Below are 16,191 nucleotides of genomic sequence, written 5' to 3'. Positions count from 1 at the left end.
TGCGTGCGGTTGATCACTCACGTGCGTGGAACCCCCCATACGTCCGATCCCTCAGGATCGACAGCTTCTACGGCCGTGTCCAGTGCCTCCGCGAGGAGCGCACTGATCCGTGACAATCCGGCCTCACGACTCAGGTGCGCCGCCACGTACACGGGTCCCCGGGCCCCGAGTTCGGCGGCGGCCTCCGGGTCCTCGGCGAGGGCGCGCACGGCCTTGAGGAACGCCCCCGGGTCCTCCGGTTCCACCAGCAGCCCGGCCTCGGACCGCAGCACCTCCTGCGCGGTGCCGCCCTCGGCGGCGACGGAGGCGACCACGGGCCGTCCGGCGGCGAAGTAGGAGGTGAGCTTCGACGGGATGCTCATGTCCAGCACCGAGGCCCGCTGGGTGACCGCCAGGACGTCGGCGGCGGCCAGCACGTCGGCGAAGTCGGCGTCGTCGGCGGGCGGCGCGAACTCCAGGTTGGGCACGTTCGCCGCGAGGTCCCGCAGGTGCTCGCGCTGGTTGCCGTCGCCCATCAGGACGATCCGCACCGAGGGGTCGAGACGGGCCGCCTCGACCAGCACCTCCAGGCCCTGCTTGAGCCCCATGTTCCCGGAGTGCAGCACCACCGTCTGCCCCCGGCCCCAGCCCAGCCGGGCCCTGGTCTCCTCGCGCGGGCGCGAAGGACGGGCCACGTGCGACCAGTTGGGGACCAGCCGGATGCGCCCGCGGTCCACGCCCATCGCGGCGACCTTGTCCACGAAGCTCTCGTGGATCACGCCGACCAGCGTGGCCCGCTTCAGCGCGTACGCCTCGACGGCCCCGGCGGCCGCCGCCGCCCGGTCACCGCCGCGGATGCCGCTCTGCGCGGCGGCGGCGCCCATCAGGTCCTGCACGATCGGCACGTACGGCACCTTGTGCCGGGCGGCGATGCGCGCGCCGATCACACCGCCGGCGAGGCTCGGCATCTGCGCCACCACCGCGTCCGGCCGGACGCGGGGCGCCGCGACCAGCCCGTGGGCGAGGATCGACGCCTCGAACAGGGCGCGCTTGACGGCCGTCTGACGTGGCGGCACGGTGTGCCGCCGGCGGTGCACGCGCACCCCGGCACGCCGCTCCTCGATCCGCCACACGCCCCTGTACGCCGGATCGAGCCGCCACGACGGGTAGTGCGGCATGCCGGCGAGCACATGGACCTCCGCGCCGCCGCCGTCCGCGGCCGCCCAGTGCTCGGCGATCTGTGTGGCGTACGGGCCGATGCCCGCGTGCTCGGGCGCGTAGTTGGTGGAGACCAATAGCAGTGTGCGGCCCTTGAACTCGGGCACGGAAGGACCCCTTCCCCCCAGAAGTGACCAGATGCTCACCTTATCCGTTCACCGGAGAAACACACTGGCTTCACGCTAATGTCTGAGACTCCGCAGCTCGCGGAATGGTTGTATTCCTGTGGGGGGATTCGCGACATGGCGCACCGTGTGGGGTATGCACCTGGTGTTTACGACCTGTTCCACGTCGGCCACCTGAACATCCTGCGGCACGCCCGCAGCCAGTGCGACTACCTGGTCGCGGGGGTGGTCTCCGACGAGATGGCCGCCCTCGCCAAGGGGCGCAGGCCGGTCGTCCCGCTCGTCGAGCGGCTGGAGATCGTCCGCAGCGTGCGCTTCGTCGACGCGGCCTTCGTCGAGACCGTCCCGGACAAACTGGAGACCTGGGAGCAGGTCCGGTTCGACGTCATCTTCAAGGGCGACGACTGGCGCGGCACCGAGAAGGGGGACCGGCTCGAGCGCGACTTCGCCACGGTCGGCGTCGAGGTCGTCTACTTCCCCTACACGGTGCACACCTCCAGCACGCAACTGCGCCGCGCGCTCGACGCGCTCACGACCCCGGCGGCGGGCGCGGCCGGACGGTAGCCCACCGGGGCGCCCCGTCAGCGCAGGTGCTTGCGCTCGTCGGATCGCAGGGTCGTGACGAGGGCGAAGCAGATCAGGGCGACCCCGATGCGGCCCGAGGCCTGGAGCAGCGGCCCGCGCAGGAGGATGAAGGAGTAGCCCGCGACGAGCGGGATGACGATCGCCATCACGTTGCCCGGGCGCGGGTCCACCGAGGTGCGCAGCGCATAGCGGCGGTCGCCCCGGGCGGCGACGTAGCCGAGGGCGGTGAACGCCACGACGACGCCGCCGGCGCCGAAGTCGATCCAGACCTCGGCCCACGTGGGAGAGGACAGGTTGACGTTCTTCATCCCCATCCACTGGCCGATCATGACGCCCGTGTCACGGGGCTTGCCCTGCCAGACCGACCGCGGCACGAAGAAGAACGCGGAGCCCGCGAGCTGGCGGCCGTAGAAGTGGCCGGGGCCGCTGTCCGAGAAGGTGATGGTGTTGGCGAACATGCCGACCTGGTCGTAGTCCTTGATCGCCAGCGGCTCGAAGACGGACGTGGTCTGCACCGGCTTGTAGCCGTCGTCGTCGTAGCGGAAGCGGTCGGCGAACGGGAAGACGACCAGCGCGGCCAGCACGCCCAGGGCCAAGGCCGTCCGGTACATCGCCGGGCTCCTGGGGAAGGCCGTGAACAGGAACGAGAAGAGCACCGTCAGGAACCAGTAACGCGGGTTGCTGATCGGGTTGTTGACCACCCCGTTGAGCAGCAGCAGGGCACTCCAGGTGGCGATCACCAGCGGCCGGCGGCGGGCTCGCCGCGAGGTCACCAGCCAGCGGGTGAAGACGAGCAGCGCCAGGAGCGCGGGGACGGTGCCGAAGCCGCGCAGGAAGGCGGAGCCGACGTTGGACTCCGCGGAGGCGGCGCCGTCGGCCCGGATCGTGTCGGTGATGGCCTGCCGGCTGCTGAAGAACACCGCCGGGCCGCCCAGTTTGACCACCAGCAGCGCGCTGCCGACGAACGCGATCGCCACCAGCAGGAACACCCGTCTGCGGTGGAAGGAGGCGGAGCGGTCCCCGCGCCGCGCCCGGCGGATCGGCCGGTGCCGCGACAGCAGGGCGCCGACGTCGAAGGCCGCGCAGCCGATCAGCACCAGCGCGACCGCGACCAGCAGGTCGGCGCGGGTGCCGACGACCGGCGTCGGCGTCTGGTCCAGCACGTCCTGCACGAGCGGGGCGACACCCATCGCCACGTACACGAAGAGCCAGAACGAACCCTGGATCAGCTTGCGGTGGGCCGTCAGCGCCATCACCGCCAGCCGGGTGCCGGAGTAGCAGGTCAGCACCATCTGCAGCCAGAAGACGCCGTCGCGCACCCCCGGGCCAGGCTGCGCCGCGACCACCGCCGGCAGGAACAGGCCCAGGCCCAGGATGAGCGGTACGGCCAGCGCGCGGGAGAGCAGCGCCCGCGGCGAGACCGCCGGGACCTCGACGTCGCCCGTCCCCGGACCGGCCGGGCCCCCCGGGCCGCCGGGCTCCCGCGGCGGGATTCCGCGCGGCTGGATTCCGTGTGCCTGAACGGCCATGCGACAGCCCCCCAACGATTCCCCTCGCGCAGTCTATAGATCCTGCCTCCCCGGTAGCGCGTCCACGGATAATCTGTGCGAACGGTGCCGGGGAGGGCACCAGGGGCGGGGGTTCTTGGGGGTGCGTCCGTGACGGCACGTGATCTGTCGGCCTTCACACTGGCCGGGTACGACAAGGGACGGGGCAAGGCCGTCCAGGCACTGTGGTTCGCGGTGATGAACACCGTGTTCTCCGCCTGGTTCTGCCCGGCGCGGCTGCGGGTGGCGATCCTGCGGGCCTTCGGCGCCACCATCGGCGAGGGCGTGCTGATCCGGCACCGGGTCCGGGTGCTGTGGCCCTGGAAGCTGACCGTCGGGGACCGCACGTGGATCGGCGAGGGTGCCTGGCTGCTCAACCTGGAGCCCATCACCATCGGCACCGACGTCTGCGTCTCCCAGGAGGCGCTGCTGTGCACCGGCAGCCACGACCACCGCACCGTCGACTTCCGCTACCGCAACGCGCCGATCACGGTGGAGGACGGCGCCTGGGTCGCCGCCCGCGCCATCGTGCTCGCCGGGGTGACGGTGGGCCGCCACGCCATCGTCGGCGCCGGCACGGTCCTGTCGAAGGACCTGCCCGAGCTCACCCTGCACGCCGCCGACGGTATCCGGACGCTCAAGGAGCCACAGTCGTGAAGGTGCTGCACGTCGTCACCCTGCACACGCCGACCAACGCCTTCGGCGGCCCGACCCGGGTCGCCCTCAACCTCGCCCGTGGGCTGCGCGGCCGCGGCGTCGACGCCGAACTGGTCACCCTGGGCGACGGCTTTCCCGAGGGCGAGCTGCCCGGCGAGGTGGAGGGCGTGCCCGCGCGAATCTTCCGGGCCCGGCACGTGCTGCCGCGCTTCGAGGTCTCCGGGATCACCTCACCGTCCCTGCTCGCGGGCGCCCGGCGGCTGGTGCGCTCGGCGGACGTCGTCCACGTCCACCTGATGCGCGACCTGATCACCCTGCCGGTCGCCGTGGCCGCGCTGCGGTGCGGGCGGCCGCTGGTGCTGCAGACGCACGGGATGGTCGACCCCAGCGACAAGCCGCTGGCCAAGGTGCTCGACGCGCTCGCCACCAAGCGGCTGCTGCGCCGCGCCGACGCCGTGCTGCACCTGACCGAGTGGGAACGCACCGACCTGGAGGCCGTCGTGGGCGCGGGCAACCTGGCCCGTCCGGTACGGCTGCCCAACGGCACCGCGCTGCACCAGCCGAGGGTCCGCAGCGGCCCGCCCACCGTGCTCTACCTGGCCCGCTTCCAGGCCCGCAAGCGCCCCAAGGTCTTCGCGGCCGCGATCCCGGAGATCCTGAGACGGTACCCGGACGCCCGGTTCGTCCTGGCCGGCCCGGACTCGGGCGAGCTGTCCGGCACCCTGGAGACCGTCCGCGCGCTGGGAGTCGAGAACGCCGTCAGGCACGTCGGACCGCTCAGCCACGCCGAGGCGCTGGAGGCCTTCCGCGCCGCAGACGTCTACGTCCTGCCGTCCGTGGACGAGCCGTTCGCGATGTCGCTGCTGGAGTCGATGTCGGTGGGCACGCCCGTGGTCGTGCGGGAGTCCAACGGCCTCGCGCCCGACATCGAGCGGGCGGGCGCCGGACGGGTCGTGTGGCGGCCCGAGGACGTCGGGAAGGCCGTCCTGGAACTGCTGGAGCCCGAGGCGAACCAGGCGGCCTCGCGGGCCGCCTGGCGCCTCATCCGGGACGAGCTGTCGCTCGACGCCGCGCTCGACGTCCTTCAAGGCGTCTACGAGACGGCTATGAAGGAACGTTCTCCCGCGTCTTCAGCCCGATCTGCCAGCGGTAGAAGCTGAGCGCGAGGGCGTAGTCGAAGCCGGCGCGGCCGTCGAGGAAGCCGCGCCGGGCCAGGTAGGTGTAACCGAAGAAGAGCAGCGGCTTGAACGGCACCCTCTGGAAGAGCCTGCCCTGCCGGGTCTTCAGCCCGCGTACCTGCTCCTTCGCCCCCGGGTGGTGCTCCAGCCAGGCCTCCCAGTCCGAGTAGCGGTTGTGCCGCTCGAACCAGGTGCGTAGCGGGTCCAGGTCGCGGTGCTCGATGCGCCCCTTGAGCCTCCCGACGGGTCCGTCCGCACGCGGCTGGTAATGGCCCTCCTGCTCGCCCATGCCGGGTGCGCCCAGGTCGTCGACCTCCGGGTACGACACCCGGGTGCGGTCCAGCAGCGACCGCTTGACGACGGTGTAGCCGCGCCGCAGCGGCCGCCCGGCGAACCAGTACAGCAGCGGGATGTCGAAGGCCGCGGGCAGGACCGGCTGCCGCGCGAAGAGCTCGCGGAGCTCGGCGATCAGCTCCGGCGTGGGCACCTCGTCCCCGTCCAGGAACAGCAGCCAGGGGATGTCCGGGTGGACGTTGTCCAGGCACCACTGCTTCTTCTTGGGGTACTTGCCGTCCCAGGTGTAGGGGACGACCTGGGCGCCCAGCGACTCGGCGATGGCGCGGGTGTCGTCGGTGCTGCCGGAGTCGACGACCACCACCGCCTCGAAGTGGTCGATGACCGAGCCGACCGTGGTGGCGATGTTCTCCGCCTCGTTCTTGGTCGGGATCGCCACCACGACGGGGAGCCTGCTCACGAGTTCGTTCACCGGCCCTCCCGTGCCCAGGCGAAGCAGCCGCGCGAGTCGAAGGTCCTCGTGCCCGCGGTGATCGTGACCTTGTGGGCCGTGCCGGTCTTCGTGCCGGCCGTCCAGGTGCAGTCCTTGGTGGGGGTCAGGGCGCGGTAGGTGCCGGGCACGACGACGCTGCCCGCCTTCGCCTTGGTGCCCACGGTGTAGGAGCCGTCGGCGAAGCCGGTCGCGGCGGCCGCCAGGATGTCCTCCTGGTCCGGGCACAGGTGGGTGACGGCGCCCTTGGCGCCGCCGATCTGCCCGGTGATGATGCCGCCGATGGCGGCGTCCTTGTCGACCTCGGCGACGCGCGCGATGCGGTCACAGGTCTCCTGGCCGAGCTGGAGCACGGCCGCGGGGTCGGTGCCCCTGGGCACCCGCCCGGACAGGTAGGCCTTCTCCTTCTTGGTGAAGGAGCCGGTCACCGGGGTCAGTTCCGCCTCGGGGACCTTCGGCCCGCTCGGGACTGCGTCGGAGGCGGGGTCGGTGGGGGCGGTCGGTTCCGCCGAGTCCGAGCCCGGGTCCGGGGCCGGTACGGAGGCGGAGGCGGAGGGCGCGGGCGCGTTCTTGGCGGCGGTGCCCTTGCCGTCGGAGCCGCTGGAACAGCCGGTGAGCAGCACCGCCGCCGCCGTCAGCAGGACGGCGGCGGCGGTGGCGACCCGGCGGGGCGGGTGGTTCATCCGTTCTTCCCCAGGTCGTAGTGCTGGGCGATCTGCGAGGCGGACAGCACGCTCGGGTAGATCGCGGTCTCGTCGATGCTCCCGGCGAAGTAGTTGCTCGACGGGCGGCTGGTCCAGCCGGAGAGGTTGTCGCCTCCGACGTGCCAGTAGCCCACGTAGTCGTTGCCGCCGGTGATCAAGGGGTTCGACGCCTGCAGCGAGCCGTCGACGTACAGCCGCATCCCGCTGGAGCCCTGCGTGGCGACGACGTGGTGCCACTCGCCGTCGTTGTAGGCCCCGAGGGTGGTGACGGTGCGGTTGCTGCCGCTGCGCACGCCGAAGATCAGGCGGCCGGCGTTGGTCATGTAGACGTGCTTGTCGGTGGTGGCGCTCGCCTCGGTCGTCCGGTCGCCGAAGCCGATGATCTTGCCGCCGGTGGTGGTGGTCGTCCGGAACCAGGTCTCGATGCTGTAGGCGGACGGCCGGTTGTGCTTGGCGTCGCTGTACGACCACTGCGTGGTGCCGTTGTAGGTCACGGCGGTGCTGCCGGAGCCGGCGATCGCGCCCGGGCTCACGCCACGGGTCGGGCCGCCGACGTGGTTGCCGCCGTCGTCGGCCGGCGAGCTGTCGGCGACGAAGGTGTTGGCGGTCTCGTTGTAGCGCCAGTACAGCGTGGCCCCGTCGGCGAGGACCTGGGTCGGGTAGGCCTCGGGCACGGTCGCCGCCGTGACCGTCTGGGTCGGCGACTTGACGGTGGTGTTGGTGCCGTCGCTCGCGGTGACCCGGTAGGTGTAGGTGGCGCCGGCCGTCACGTCGGTGTCGGTCCAGGTCAGCTGCGGCCGCACCCACGGCAGCGAGGAGGCGGTCGTGGTGTACACGGGCGTGGTGCCGCCGTTCTTGTACACGCGGTAGGTCAGCGAGCTGTCGTCCAGGTCCAGGCTGGTCTGGATGCGGACCTTGACCGAGCCCGGGGTGACGCTGGAGGCGTTGACGTTCGGGGTGGTAGGCACGCCGGTGTCCGGGCCCGAGGAGAAGCGGGTCAGCCCCTGCTGGGCGACCCCGTTGACGGTGGTGAACTCGCCGCCGACCCAGAGGTAGTCGGTGCCACCGGAGGAGGAGACGGACATGACGCGCGGGCCGATCCCCTCGCCCAGGCCGTCGTTGGTGTCGGGGAACCAGCCCAGCTTCGCGGGGTTGTCGACGGACTCCGCGAGCAGGTGCTTGCGCCGCTGGTTCGGGTACTCGCCCATGCTGCTGCAGTCGTGCGCGTGCGAGCCGCTGTACAGCACGGACTTGTACACCTCGACCGACTGGGTCGCGCCGAGGCAGGTGTCGCGCCAGCGCTGGTTGAAGTCGTCGAGGTTGAGCGCGATGCGGCCGTCGAAGACGCCGCCGCCGGTGCCCTCGTTGCCGGTGTAGACGCCGGTGGCGTCGGTCGTGAGGTCCTTGACGACCGACGTCGACGGGATGAAGGTGGATCCGTATCCCTTCACCACGGCGCCGGTCGTCGCGTCGACCACGGCCAGGGCGTGCGAGGCCGTGCCGTTGACGTGGTCGAAGTCGCCGCCGAGGACGACGTTCGCCCCGTCCGGGGTGATCTCCAGCGCGCGGCCCGGCGCGTCGCCGTCGGCGGTGAAGGAGGTGACCTCGCCGGAGGTGGTGACGGCGGCGAAGTTGGCGTGCGGCCGGCCGTCGACGGAGCCGAAGTCACCGCCCAGGTAGACGGTGTCGCCGGTGACGGCCAGCGCCCGGACGGTGGCGTTGACCGCGACGGCGAAGTTCGTCCTGACGGTGCAGGTGGCGATGTCGATCGCTGCGAGGCTGCTGACCGGGGTGCCGTTGACCGCGCCGAAGAAGCCGCCCGCGTACAGCGTGGCCCCGTCCGGCGACACCGCCAGCGCCCGCACGGTCGCCGTGCCGGAGCCGACGGTGAAGGACAGGCTGCAGTCGGTGGGTGCGCCGGTGGCCGCGTCGAAGGCGGCGAAGTTGACCGCCGCCCGTTCGTTCGGTCCGCCCGCCGCCTCTCCGGACGGACGGACCGAGGAGAAGGTGCCGCCGGTGAAGACGGTGCCGTTCGCCTGCGCCATGGCGAAGACGATGCCGTTGGTCTGCCAGGTCGGCAGGCTGTCGGCCGTCATCGCCACCGGTGGCGTCAGGGCCACCGCCGGCTGCGGCGCGATCGCTCCCGCCGCCAAGGAGCCCGCCGCCATGGTCAAGGCAGCGGATATGGATCTGAGCTTGCGCATGTGCCCCCCAAGGCCCCAATGCCCCCGAGCGTCCCACTTGGCCGCCCGTGCACCGCAGGGTATGGGCTGACATACGGCTGATGGACGGTGTTTGAAGAAAATGTGAGCACTAAGGTGCGCCGAAGGTCAGTACGAGCACGGGATGGTTGCCCGCTCCCGCCGCCTCGCTCGACCACAGCCACAGCGCGTCGCTGCCCGTGCTGGTGAGCGCGAGCGCGTAGGAGCCGCCCGGGGCCCCGGCCAGCGTGTCGGCGTTCAGCGCCGTCTCGTACGTGCTCCGGGCCGCCGTGGCCCCGGTGAGCGTGCCGCGCACCGCGGGCGGTCCCGAGGTGCCGTGGCCGGCCGACGCCGCCCATGCGGTGTCGTACGCGTCCTGCGAGACGGCGACCCTGGCCTTGGTGCCCGGCGCCGTGCCGCCTCACCCGGCGCCCAGCGTGTGGTGGCCGGCGACCTGGGAGGCGGTCAGCACCAGCGGGTAGACCGCGGTCTCGTCCAGCTGCCCGGCGAAGTAGTTGCTGGTGGGACGGTTCGGCCAGCCGCTGAGGTTGTCACCGCCGATCCGCCAGTAGCCCACGTGGTTCTGGCTGGTGGTCGTGGTGTTGGTGCCGACGAGGGCGCCGTCGACGTACAGCCGCATACCGCCGCTGCCCTGGGTGGCGACGACATGGTGCCACCGGCCGTTGTTGTAGGTGCCCCGCGTGGTGATGGTGTGGGTGCCGCTGACGTAGACCCCGAAGGCCAGGCGCCCGTTGTTCGTCATGTAGATGTGCTTGTCGTAGTTGCTGCTGAGGTTGTTGTCGACGTTGCGGTCGCCGAAGCCGATGAGCTTGCCGCCGGCCGTGGTCGTGGTCCGGAACCAGGTCTCGACACTGTAGGCCGAGGGGCGGTTGTGCCGGGCGTCGCTGTAGGCGTAGTCGTTGGTGCCGTTGAAACCCATGGCGGTGCTGCCGGGCACGGCGCCGGGGGTCCGCCGGTACAGCGGTCCGTTGAGGTAGACCGCGTTGTCGTTGCCGGGCGAGGAGTCGGCGCCGAACTGGCCGGAGGCCTCGTCGTAGCGCCAGTACAGTTTCGCGCCGTCGGCGAGCACCCGGGCCGGGTAGGCCTGGGTGGCCGAAGCGGCGGTCACCGACCGGGCGGGGGACAGTGCGCTGGTGTTGGTCCCGTCGCTCGCGGTGACCCGGTACGAGTACGTCGTGCCCGCCGTGACCGAGGTGTCGGTGAAGGCCAGCTGCGGGCGCACCCACGGCAGCGAGGAGCCGGTGGTGGTGCGGATCGGCGTGGTGGAGCCGCTGCGGTAGACGCGGTAGGTCAGCGGGCCGTCGTCCAGATCGAGGCTGGTCCGCCAGCGCACGGTGACCTGGCCCGGCCGGATGCTGGCCACGTTCACCTCGGGCACGCTCGGAGCCCCGGTGTCCGGGCCGGAGGCGAAGCGGGTCAGGCCCTGCTGGGCGGCCCCGGCGACGGTGGTGAACTCACCGCCGACCCAGAGGTAGTCGGTGCCTCCGGAGGAGGCCACCGTCATCACCCGCGGGCCCAGTCCCTCGCCGATGCCGTCGTTGGTGTCCGGGAACCACGGCAGCAGGGTCGGGTTGCCGACGGACTCGGCGAGCAGGTGCTTGCGCCGCTGGTTCGGGTAGCCGCCCATGCTGCTGCAGTCGTGCGCGTGTGAGCCGCTGTACAGCACGGTCTTGTAGACCTGCACGGACTGGGTCGCGCCGAGGCAGGTGTCCCGCCAGCGCTGGTTGAAGGTGCTGATGTCGAGGGCGATGCGGCCGTCGAAGACGCCGCCGCCGGTGCCCTCGTTGGCGGTGAAGACCCCCGTGGCGTCCGCCGTCAGGTCCTTGACGACCGAGGTCGGCGGGATGAAGCCGCCCGGGTACGCCCGGGTCAGCGCCCCCGTGCCGGTGTCGACCACGGCCAGGGCGTGGGACGCGGTGCCCCTGACGGTGTCGAAGTCGCCGCCGATCACGGCGTGGGCGCCGTCCGGGGTGAGCTGGACCGCCCGCCCGGGCTTGTCGGCGTTCGGGTTCCAGGCGCGCAGCGCTCCGGCCGTCGACAGCGCGGCGAACCGCGGCCGGGACTGTCCGGCCACGGAGGTGAAGTCGCCGCCCACGTAGAGGGTGTCGTCGGTGACGTCGATGGCCCGCACGGTGGCCGAGAAGGAGGGCCGGAAGGAGGCGATCGGCGTGCAGCTCGCGATGTCGATGGCGGCGAGGCTGCTGACCGTCACTCCGTTGACGGCGTTGAACCAGCCGCCCGCGTAGAGCGTCCGCCCGTCCGGTGAGACCTCCAGGGCGCGTACCGTCGCGGTGCCGGAGCTGATGGTGAAGGAGAGCCGACAGCCGGTGGGAGCGCCGGTGGCGGCGTTGAACGCCGCGAAGTTGACGGCGGGCTGCGTGGTGCTGCCGGACCCGGAGGACCTGATGGCCGAGAAGGTGCCGCCGGCGAAGACCGTGCCCCCCTGGTGGGCCATCGCCCACACCACGCCGTTGGTCTGCCAGGTCGGCAGCGGGTCCGCGGTGATGGCCACGGGCGGGGTCAGCGCCCCGGCGGTCGGCGCCGCCGCGACCCCCGCGCCGGCCAGTGAGGCCGCCGTCAGTACCAGCGCAGCGGACAGTCTTCCCCAAGTGCGCATGAGCCCCCCAGCCCTCGCCGCCCCCGGCGGTGCGGAAACGAACCGCCCTGCCCGGCAGCGTACGCGGTCTCGGGCGGCTGGGAGGAGACTTCGGCCTAAACTCCGGGCTCGGGTGGGGGCGGCACGAGGGGACGGGGCTCCGGCGAGGGCCGGCGCACCGCCTCTCCCGCGGCGTACGGGCACCCTCTGATAGGACAGGAGGATGCAGGAAGCAGCGGGCCAGGAGGCCATCGACACCTTCATCGCCGCGTTCAACGCCTCCCACGACGGGTACGTCCCCGCGCTGCTGTCGCGCGCGCTCACCCCGGATGTCGTCTTCTGGGGTCCGCTGGGGCGCAGCGAGGGGGTCGCGGCCGTGGAGCGTTTCATCATCGAGATGCGCGGGCACCCGGCCGGGCCCGGCGCCATGGCGCGTTCCTCGGCGGTGGACATGCCCGGGGAATGGGCGCGCTATCAGTGGGCCTTCCGCACCGCGGAGGGCGAGCGGGAGCTCACGGGGACGGACGTGGTGCACCTGCGGAACGGCAGGATCGACCAGATGATCGTGTTCGCCGGAGAGCTGCCGCCGACGGGATCGTCCGCACCGGCCGCGCCCCGGGGCGGCGAGGAGTGAGGAGGGGCCCGGCCGGGACTCGGCCGGGCCCCTCCGTCACCTGGTCAGGAGCCGAAGGTGAGCACGAGCCGCGGCCCGTTCGCGGAGGACGCGGCCTGCCGCGACCACAGCCACATCGCGTCCGTGCCGGTGCTGGTCAGCGCCAGGCTGTAGGAGCCGCCCAGCGAGCCGGTGAGCGAGGAGACGTCCAGCGGCACCGTGAACGACGTCGAGCTCGTCGTCGCACCGCTCAGCGTGCCCAGGACGGTCGAGGAGAGCGCCGGACGGCTGCCGTAGGTGACCCCGGTCTCCGTCCACGCGCCCGTGACGGGCACGACGGAGACGGTGTCGTTGGTGCCCGCCGCCGGGTCGCTGCTGGTCATGACCCGCAGCACGGCGCTCTTCAGGGTCTGGCCGGCCGGGGCCGGCGGCAGGCTGAAGCGCAGGTACGTCAGGTAAGCGGAGCTGCCGCGGACGGCCAGTGAGCCCGAGGTGCCGTAGTTGGCCGACGGTGCTCCGGCGTTGACGTAGGTGTCCTCGGCCGGGGTGAGCGTGGAGACGGTGTCGGCCGGGGCGCTCGCCAGGGCGTAGTGGTTGCCGACCTGGGCGGCCGTCAGCACGGACGGGTAGACGGCGGTCTCGTCGATCTGCCCGTTGAAGTAGCCGCTGGACGGCTGGTTCGGCCAGCCGTTGAGGTTGTCGCCGCCCGCCCGCCAGTAGCCGGTGTAGTTCTCGTTGGAGGTCTGCGGGTGGGTGCCGGCGAGGGTGCCGTCGACGTACATCTTCATGCCGTCGGCGCCCTGGGTGGCCACCACGTGGTGCCAGGCGCCGTTGTTGTAGGCGGCGCCGGTCGTGATGGTGTTGGTGGCGCCGGTGTAGACGCCGAAGACCAGCCGGCCGTCGTTGGTCATGTAGACGTGCTTGTCGTACTGGCTGCTGGTGCCGTTGGTGGTGTTCCCGAAGCCGACGATCTTGCCGCCCGAGGTCGTGGTGGTCTTGAACCACGACTCCACGCTGAAGGTGGCCGGGCGCGGGTGGCTGCGGTCGCTGTGGACCCACTGGTCCGAGCCGTTGAAGCCGACCGCCGTGCTGGAACCGCTGACCGCCCCCGGGCTCTGCCGGTACGACGGCCCGCCGACGTAGTCGCCGTTGTCGTCCGACGAAGAGGCGTCGGCGGCGAAGGTGCCGCCGCTCTCGTCGTAGCGCCAGTACAGGTTCGCGCCGTCGGAGAGCACCGCCGAGGCGTAGCTGTTGCTGCCGCCGGCCACGGTGACCGTGGCGGTCGAGGACAGCGGACTGGTGTTGGTGCCGTCACTCGCGGTGACCCGGTAGCTGTGGGTCGAGCCCACGGTCAGCCCGGTGTCGGTGAAGCTGAGCTGCGGCCGTACCCAGGGCAGCGAGCTGCCGGAGGTGGTGTACACGGGAGTGGCCACGCCGTCCCGGTAGACCTTGTACGTCAGCGCGCTGTCGTCCTTGTCCAGGCTCGCCTGCCAGCTCACCTTCACCTGGCCGGCCGCCAGGCTCGCCGCGCTCGCCTCCGGCGTGCTCGGGTTGCCGGTGTCGGGACCGTTGGAGAAGCGGGTCAGGCCCTGCTGCGGCGTGCCCTCGACGGTGGTGAACTCACCGCCCACCCACAGGTAGTCCTTGCCGCCCGCGGACGACACGGACATCACGCGCGGGCCGATGCTCTCGCCGAGGCCGTCGTTGGTGTCCGGGAACCAGCCGAGCAGCTTGGGGTCGTCCACCGACTGCGCCAGCAGGTGCTTGCGCCGTTGGTTGGGGAACTCGCCCATGCTGCTGCAGTCGTGCGCGTGCGAACCGCTGTAGAGCACCGTCTGGTAGACCGCGAGCGACTGGGTGGCGCCGAGGCAGGTGTCGCGCCAGCGCTGGTCGAAGTCGCTCAGGTCGAAGGCGGTCCGGCCGTCGAAGACACCGCCGCCGGTGCCCTCGTTGGCGACGTACAGTCCCGTCGCGTCGTCCGTGACGTCCTTGACGACGGAGGTCGCTGGGAAGAAGCCCATCGGGTACGCCTTCGTCAGCGCGCCCGTGCCGGAGTCGACGACGGCCAGGGCGTGCGAGTCGCCCCCGCCGATGGTGTCGAAGTCGCCGCCGATCATCACGTGGGAGCCGTCCCGGGCGACCTGGACGGCCCGCCCCGGCTTGTCGCCCTGCGGGTCCCAGGCCGTCAGCGCCCCCGCGGTGGACAGTGCCGCGAAGTACCGCCGGGACTGCCCGGCGACGCTGGTGAAGTCACCGCCCATGTAGACGGTGTCCGCCGTCACGTCCAGCGCCCGCACGGTCGCGGAGACCGCCGGGTGGAAGGACGCGATCGGCGTGCAGCTCGCGATGTCGATGGCGGCCAGGCTGTTGACCTGGACGCCGTTGACGGAGCTGAAGTAGCCACCCGCGTACAGCGTGTCGCCGTCCGGTGAGACGGCCAGGGCGCGCACGGTGGCCGTGCTGCCCGGGCCGATCGTGAACGACAGGTGGCAGTCGGCCGGTGCGCCGGTGGCGGCGTCGAACGCCGCGAAGTTCACCGCGGACTGCTCGTTGCTGCCCGCCGCGCTGCCGGGCGGACGGACGGTGGAGAAGGTCCCGCCCGCGAAGACGACCCCTTCCGACTGGGCCATCGCCCAGACGATGCCGTTGGTCTGCCAGGTCGGCAGTTCGTCCGCGGTCATCGCGACCGGCGGGGTGAGCGCGGTCGCCGCCGGAGCCGCGACCACCCCCAACCCCGCCAGAGTGCCGGCCACCAGTGTCCCGGCGGCGGTCATCGCCCCAAGTCTTCGCATGTGCCCCCCAAGGCCGTCTCGTACACAAGCGGCCCGATCGCCCACCTGTGGTCGGCAGCGTAGGGGCCCGTAAAGCTTCTCGCGTGAAAGTTTGACGAAATTGTGTGCACTCATGGCTTGGCTGGATGACGCCGGGGATCGACGCGACGCGGCCCCAGACGGGTTCAGCGGTCGATGCGCACGGTCACGCCGGCGAGCTGGTCCTCGACCTGCTTGCGGTCGGCGTCGACCATGATCCGGGCCAGTTCCTCGACCCGCACGGAGGGTTTCCAGCCGAGCAGTTCCTCCGCCTTGCTGGCGTCGCCGATCAGAGCGTCGACCTCGCTGGGACGCTCGTACTTGGGGTCGTAGCGGACGTACTCCGCCCAGTCGAGGCCCACGTGCCCGAAGGCGGTCTCCACGAACTGCCGCACGGTGGCCGCCTCGCCGGTGGCGACCACATAGTCGTCCGGCTCGTCGCGCTGCAGCATCCGCCACATCGCGTCGACGTACTCCGGGGCGTAGCCCCAGTCGCGGACGGCGTCGAGGTTGCCCAGGTAGAGCCGGTCCTGCAGACCGGCCTTGATGCGGGCGACGGCGCGGGTGATCTTGCGGGTCACGAAGGTCTCACCGCGGCGCGGGGACTCGTGGTTGAACAGGATGCCGTTGACCGCGAACATGTCGTACGCCTCGCGGTAGTTGACCGTCGCCCAGTAGCCGTAGACCTTGGCGCAGCCGTACGGGCTGCGGGGGTGGAAGGGCGTCCGCTCGTTCTGCGGCGGCGGGGCGGCGCCGAACATCTCGGAGGAGGAGGCCTGGTAGATCCGGGTCTCCACCCCACTGGCCCGTACCGCTTCCAGCAGCCGCATCGAGCCGAGCCCGGTGACGTCCCCGGTGTAGAGCGGGGCGTCGAAGGACACGCGGACATGGGACTGGGCGCCCAGGTTGTAGACCTCGTCGGGCCGCAGGTCGCGCAGGAGGTTCACCAGGGCCACGCCGTCGGAGAGGTCGGCGTGGTGGAGCACGAAGGAGCGGTTCGCCTCCTGCGGCCCCTGGTAGATGTGGTCGATCCGCTCGGTGTTGAAGCTGGACGACCGCCTGACGAGGCCGTGCACGGTGTACCCCTTGCCCAGCAGCAGCTCCGCCAGATAGGAGCCGTCCTGGCCGGTCACACCGGTGATCAGGGCACTCTTGCCCATGCGATCTCCCCCC

The 16,191-nt window shown here is 71.7% G+C and carries 13 protein-coding genes; 4 read left to right on the top strand and 9 right to left on the bottom strand.

The genetic code is table 11. From position 1 onward, the window contains the following. Positions 1-17: 17 nt before the first annotated feature. Positions 18-1,274 carry a glycosyltransferase family 4 protein gene (locus tag ACRWNP_RS12500; RefSeq protein ID WP_431961244.1) on the bottom strand — a complete coding sequence of 419 codons (1,257 nt, stop codon included), beginning with the start codon at positions 1,272-1,274 and terminating at the stop codon, positions 18-20. A 165-nt stretch (positions 1,275-1,439) separates the two neighbouring features. Here ACRWNP_RS12500 and ACRWNP_RS12495 point away from each other — a divergent pair, with 165 nt between their 5' ends. Then, a complete protein-coding gene (locus ACRWNP_RS12495) occupies positions 1,440-1,886 on the top strand; it encodes an adenylyltransferase/cytidyltransferase family protein (RefSeq protein WP_431961192.1) in 447 nt (148 codons plus the stop codon). 17 nt (positions 1,887-1,903) lie between these two features. On the opposite strand, the gene ACRWNP_RS12490 is transcribed toward ACRWNP_RS12495, so the two are convergent. Beyond that, positions 1,904-3,436 carry a hypothetical protein gene (locus ACRWNP_RS12490; RefSeq protein WP_431961191.1) on the bottom strand — a complete coding sequence of 511 codons (1,533 nt, stop codon included), beginning with the start codon at positions 3,434-3,436 and terminating at the stop codon, positions 1,904-1,906. Positions 3,437-3,565: 129 nt separating this feature from the next. Here ACRWNP_RS12490 and ACRWNP_RS12485 point away from each other — a divergent pair, with 129 nt between their 5' ends. Next, the gene (locus tag ACRWNP_RS12485; RefSeq protein ID WP_431961189.1) at positions 3,566-4,111 is read left to right on the top strand and encodes a WcaF family extracellular polysaccharide biosynthesis acetyltransferase; all 546 of its coding nucleotides are present in this window, start codon (positions 3,566-3,568) and stop codon (positions 4,109-4,111) included. Beyond that, a complete protein-coding gene (locus tag ACRWNP_RS12480; protein ID WP_431961188.1) occupies positions 4,108-5,271 on the top strand; it encodes a glycosyltransferase in 1,164 nt (387 codons plus the stop codon). The genes ACRWNP_RS12485 and ACRWNP_RS12480 overlap by 4 nt, the downstream gene beginning before the upstream one ends. Here the strand turns inward: ACRWNP_RS12480 and ACRWNP_RS12475 are convergent. From ACRWNP_RS12475 to ACRWNP_RS12455, 5 genes are all read right to left on the bottom strand, one after another. Further along, the gene (locus ACRWNP_RS12475) at positions 5,216-6,055 is read right to left on the bottom strand and encodes a glycosyltransferase family 2 protein (RefSeq protein ID WP_431961187.1); all 840 of its coding nucleotides are present in this window, start codon (positions 6,053-6,055) and stop codon (positions 5,216-5,218) included. The two genes, ACRWNP_RS12480 and ACRWNP_RS12475, sit on opposite strands and share 56 nt — an antisense overlap. Next, positions 6,052-6,756 (bottom strand): hypothetical protein, encoded by a 705-nt coding sequence (locus tag ACRWNP_RS12470; protein ID WP_431961186.1) that lies wholly within the window; start codon positions 6,754-6,756, stop codon positions 6,052-6,054. Before ACRWNP_RS12470 ends, ACRWNP_RS12475 begins: the two co-directional genes overlap by 4 nt. After that, positions 6,753-8,981: a LamG-like jellyroll fold domain-containing protein gene (locus ACRWNP_RS12465; RefSeq protein WP_431961184.1), complete on the bottom strand. Its 2,229-nt coding sequence runs from the start codon at positions 8,979-8,981 to the stop codon at positions 6,753-6,755. Before ACRWNP_RS12465 ends, ACRWNP_RS12470 begins: the two co-directional genes overlap by 4 nt. 109 nt (positions 8,982-9,090) lie before the next feature. Beyond that, on the bottom strand, positions 9,091-9,294 hold the full coding sequence (locus ACRWNP_RS12460; RefSeq protein ID WP_431961183.1) for a hypothetical protein: 204 nt from the start codon (positions 9,292-9,294) through the stop codon (positions 9,091-9,093). A gap of 105 nt (positions 9,295-9,399) precedes the next feature. Next, a complete protein-coding gene (locus ACRWNP_RS12455; protein ID WP_431961182.1) occupies positions 9,400-11,616 on the bottom strand; it encodes a LamG-like jellyroll fold domain-containing protein in 2,217 nt (738 codons plus the stop codon). Positions 11,617-11,818: 202 nt separating this feature from the next. On the opposite strand from ACRWNP_RS12455, the gene ACRWNP_RS12450 reads away from it, so the two are divergent. Further along, positions 11,819-12,229, top strand: coding sequence for a nuclear transport factor 2 family protein (locus ACRWNP_RS12450; protein ID WP_431961181.1), 411 nt, complete (start codon positions 11,819-11,821; stop codon positions 12,227-12,229). Between the two features lie 44 nt (positions 12,230-12,273). On the opposite strand, the gene ACRWNP_RS12445 is transcribed toward ACRWNP_RS12450, so the two are convergent. Both ACRWNP_RS12445 and gmd read right to left on the bottom strand, forming a co-directional pair. Continuing rightward, positions 12,274-14,982 (bottom strand): DUF7594 domain-containing protein, encoded by a 2,709-nt coding sequence (locus ACRWNP_RS12445; protein ID WP_431961180.1) that lies wholly within the window; start codon positions 14,980-14,982, stop codon positions 12,274-12,276. Positions 14,983-15,164: 182 nt separating this feature from the next. Continuing rightward, positions 15,165-16,178 carry a GDP-mannose 4,6-dehydratase gene (gmd, locus tag ACRWNP_RS12440; RefSeq protein ID WP_431961179.1) on the bottom strand — a complete coding sequence of 338 codons (1,014 nt, stop codon included), beginning with the start codon at positions 16,176-16,178 and terminating at the stop codon, positions 15,165-15,167. Between the last annotated feature and the right edge of the window lie 13 nt (positions 16,179-16,191).

The organism is Actinacidiphila sp. bgisy160 (genome assembly GCF_965342435.1).
Lineage (GTDB): Bacteria > Actinomycetota > Actinomycetes > Streptomycetales > Streptomycetaceae > Actinacidiphila.
This window is presented reverse-complemented; position numbering and strand designations above follow the sequence as displayed.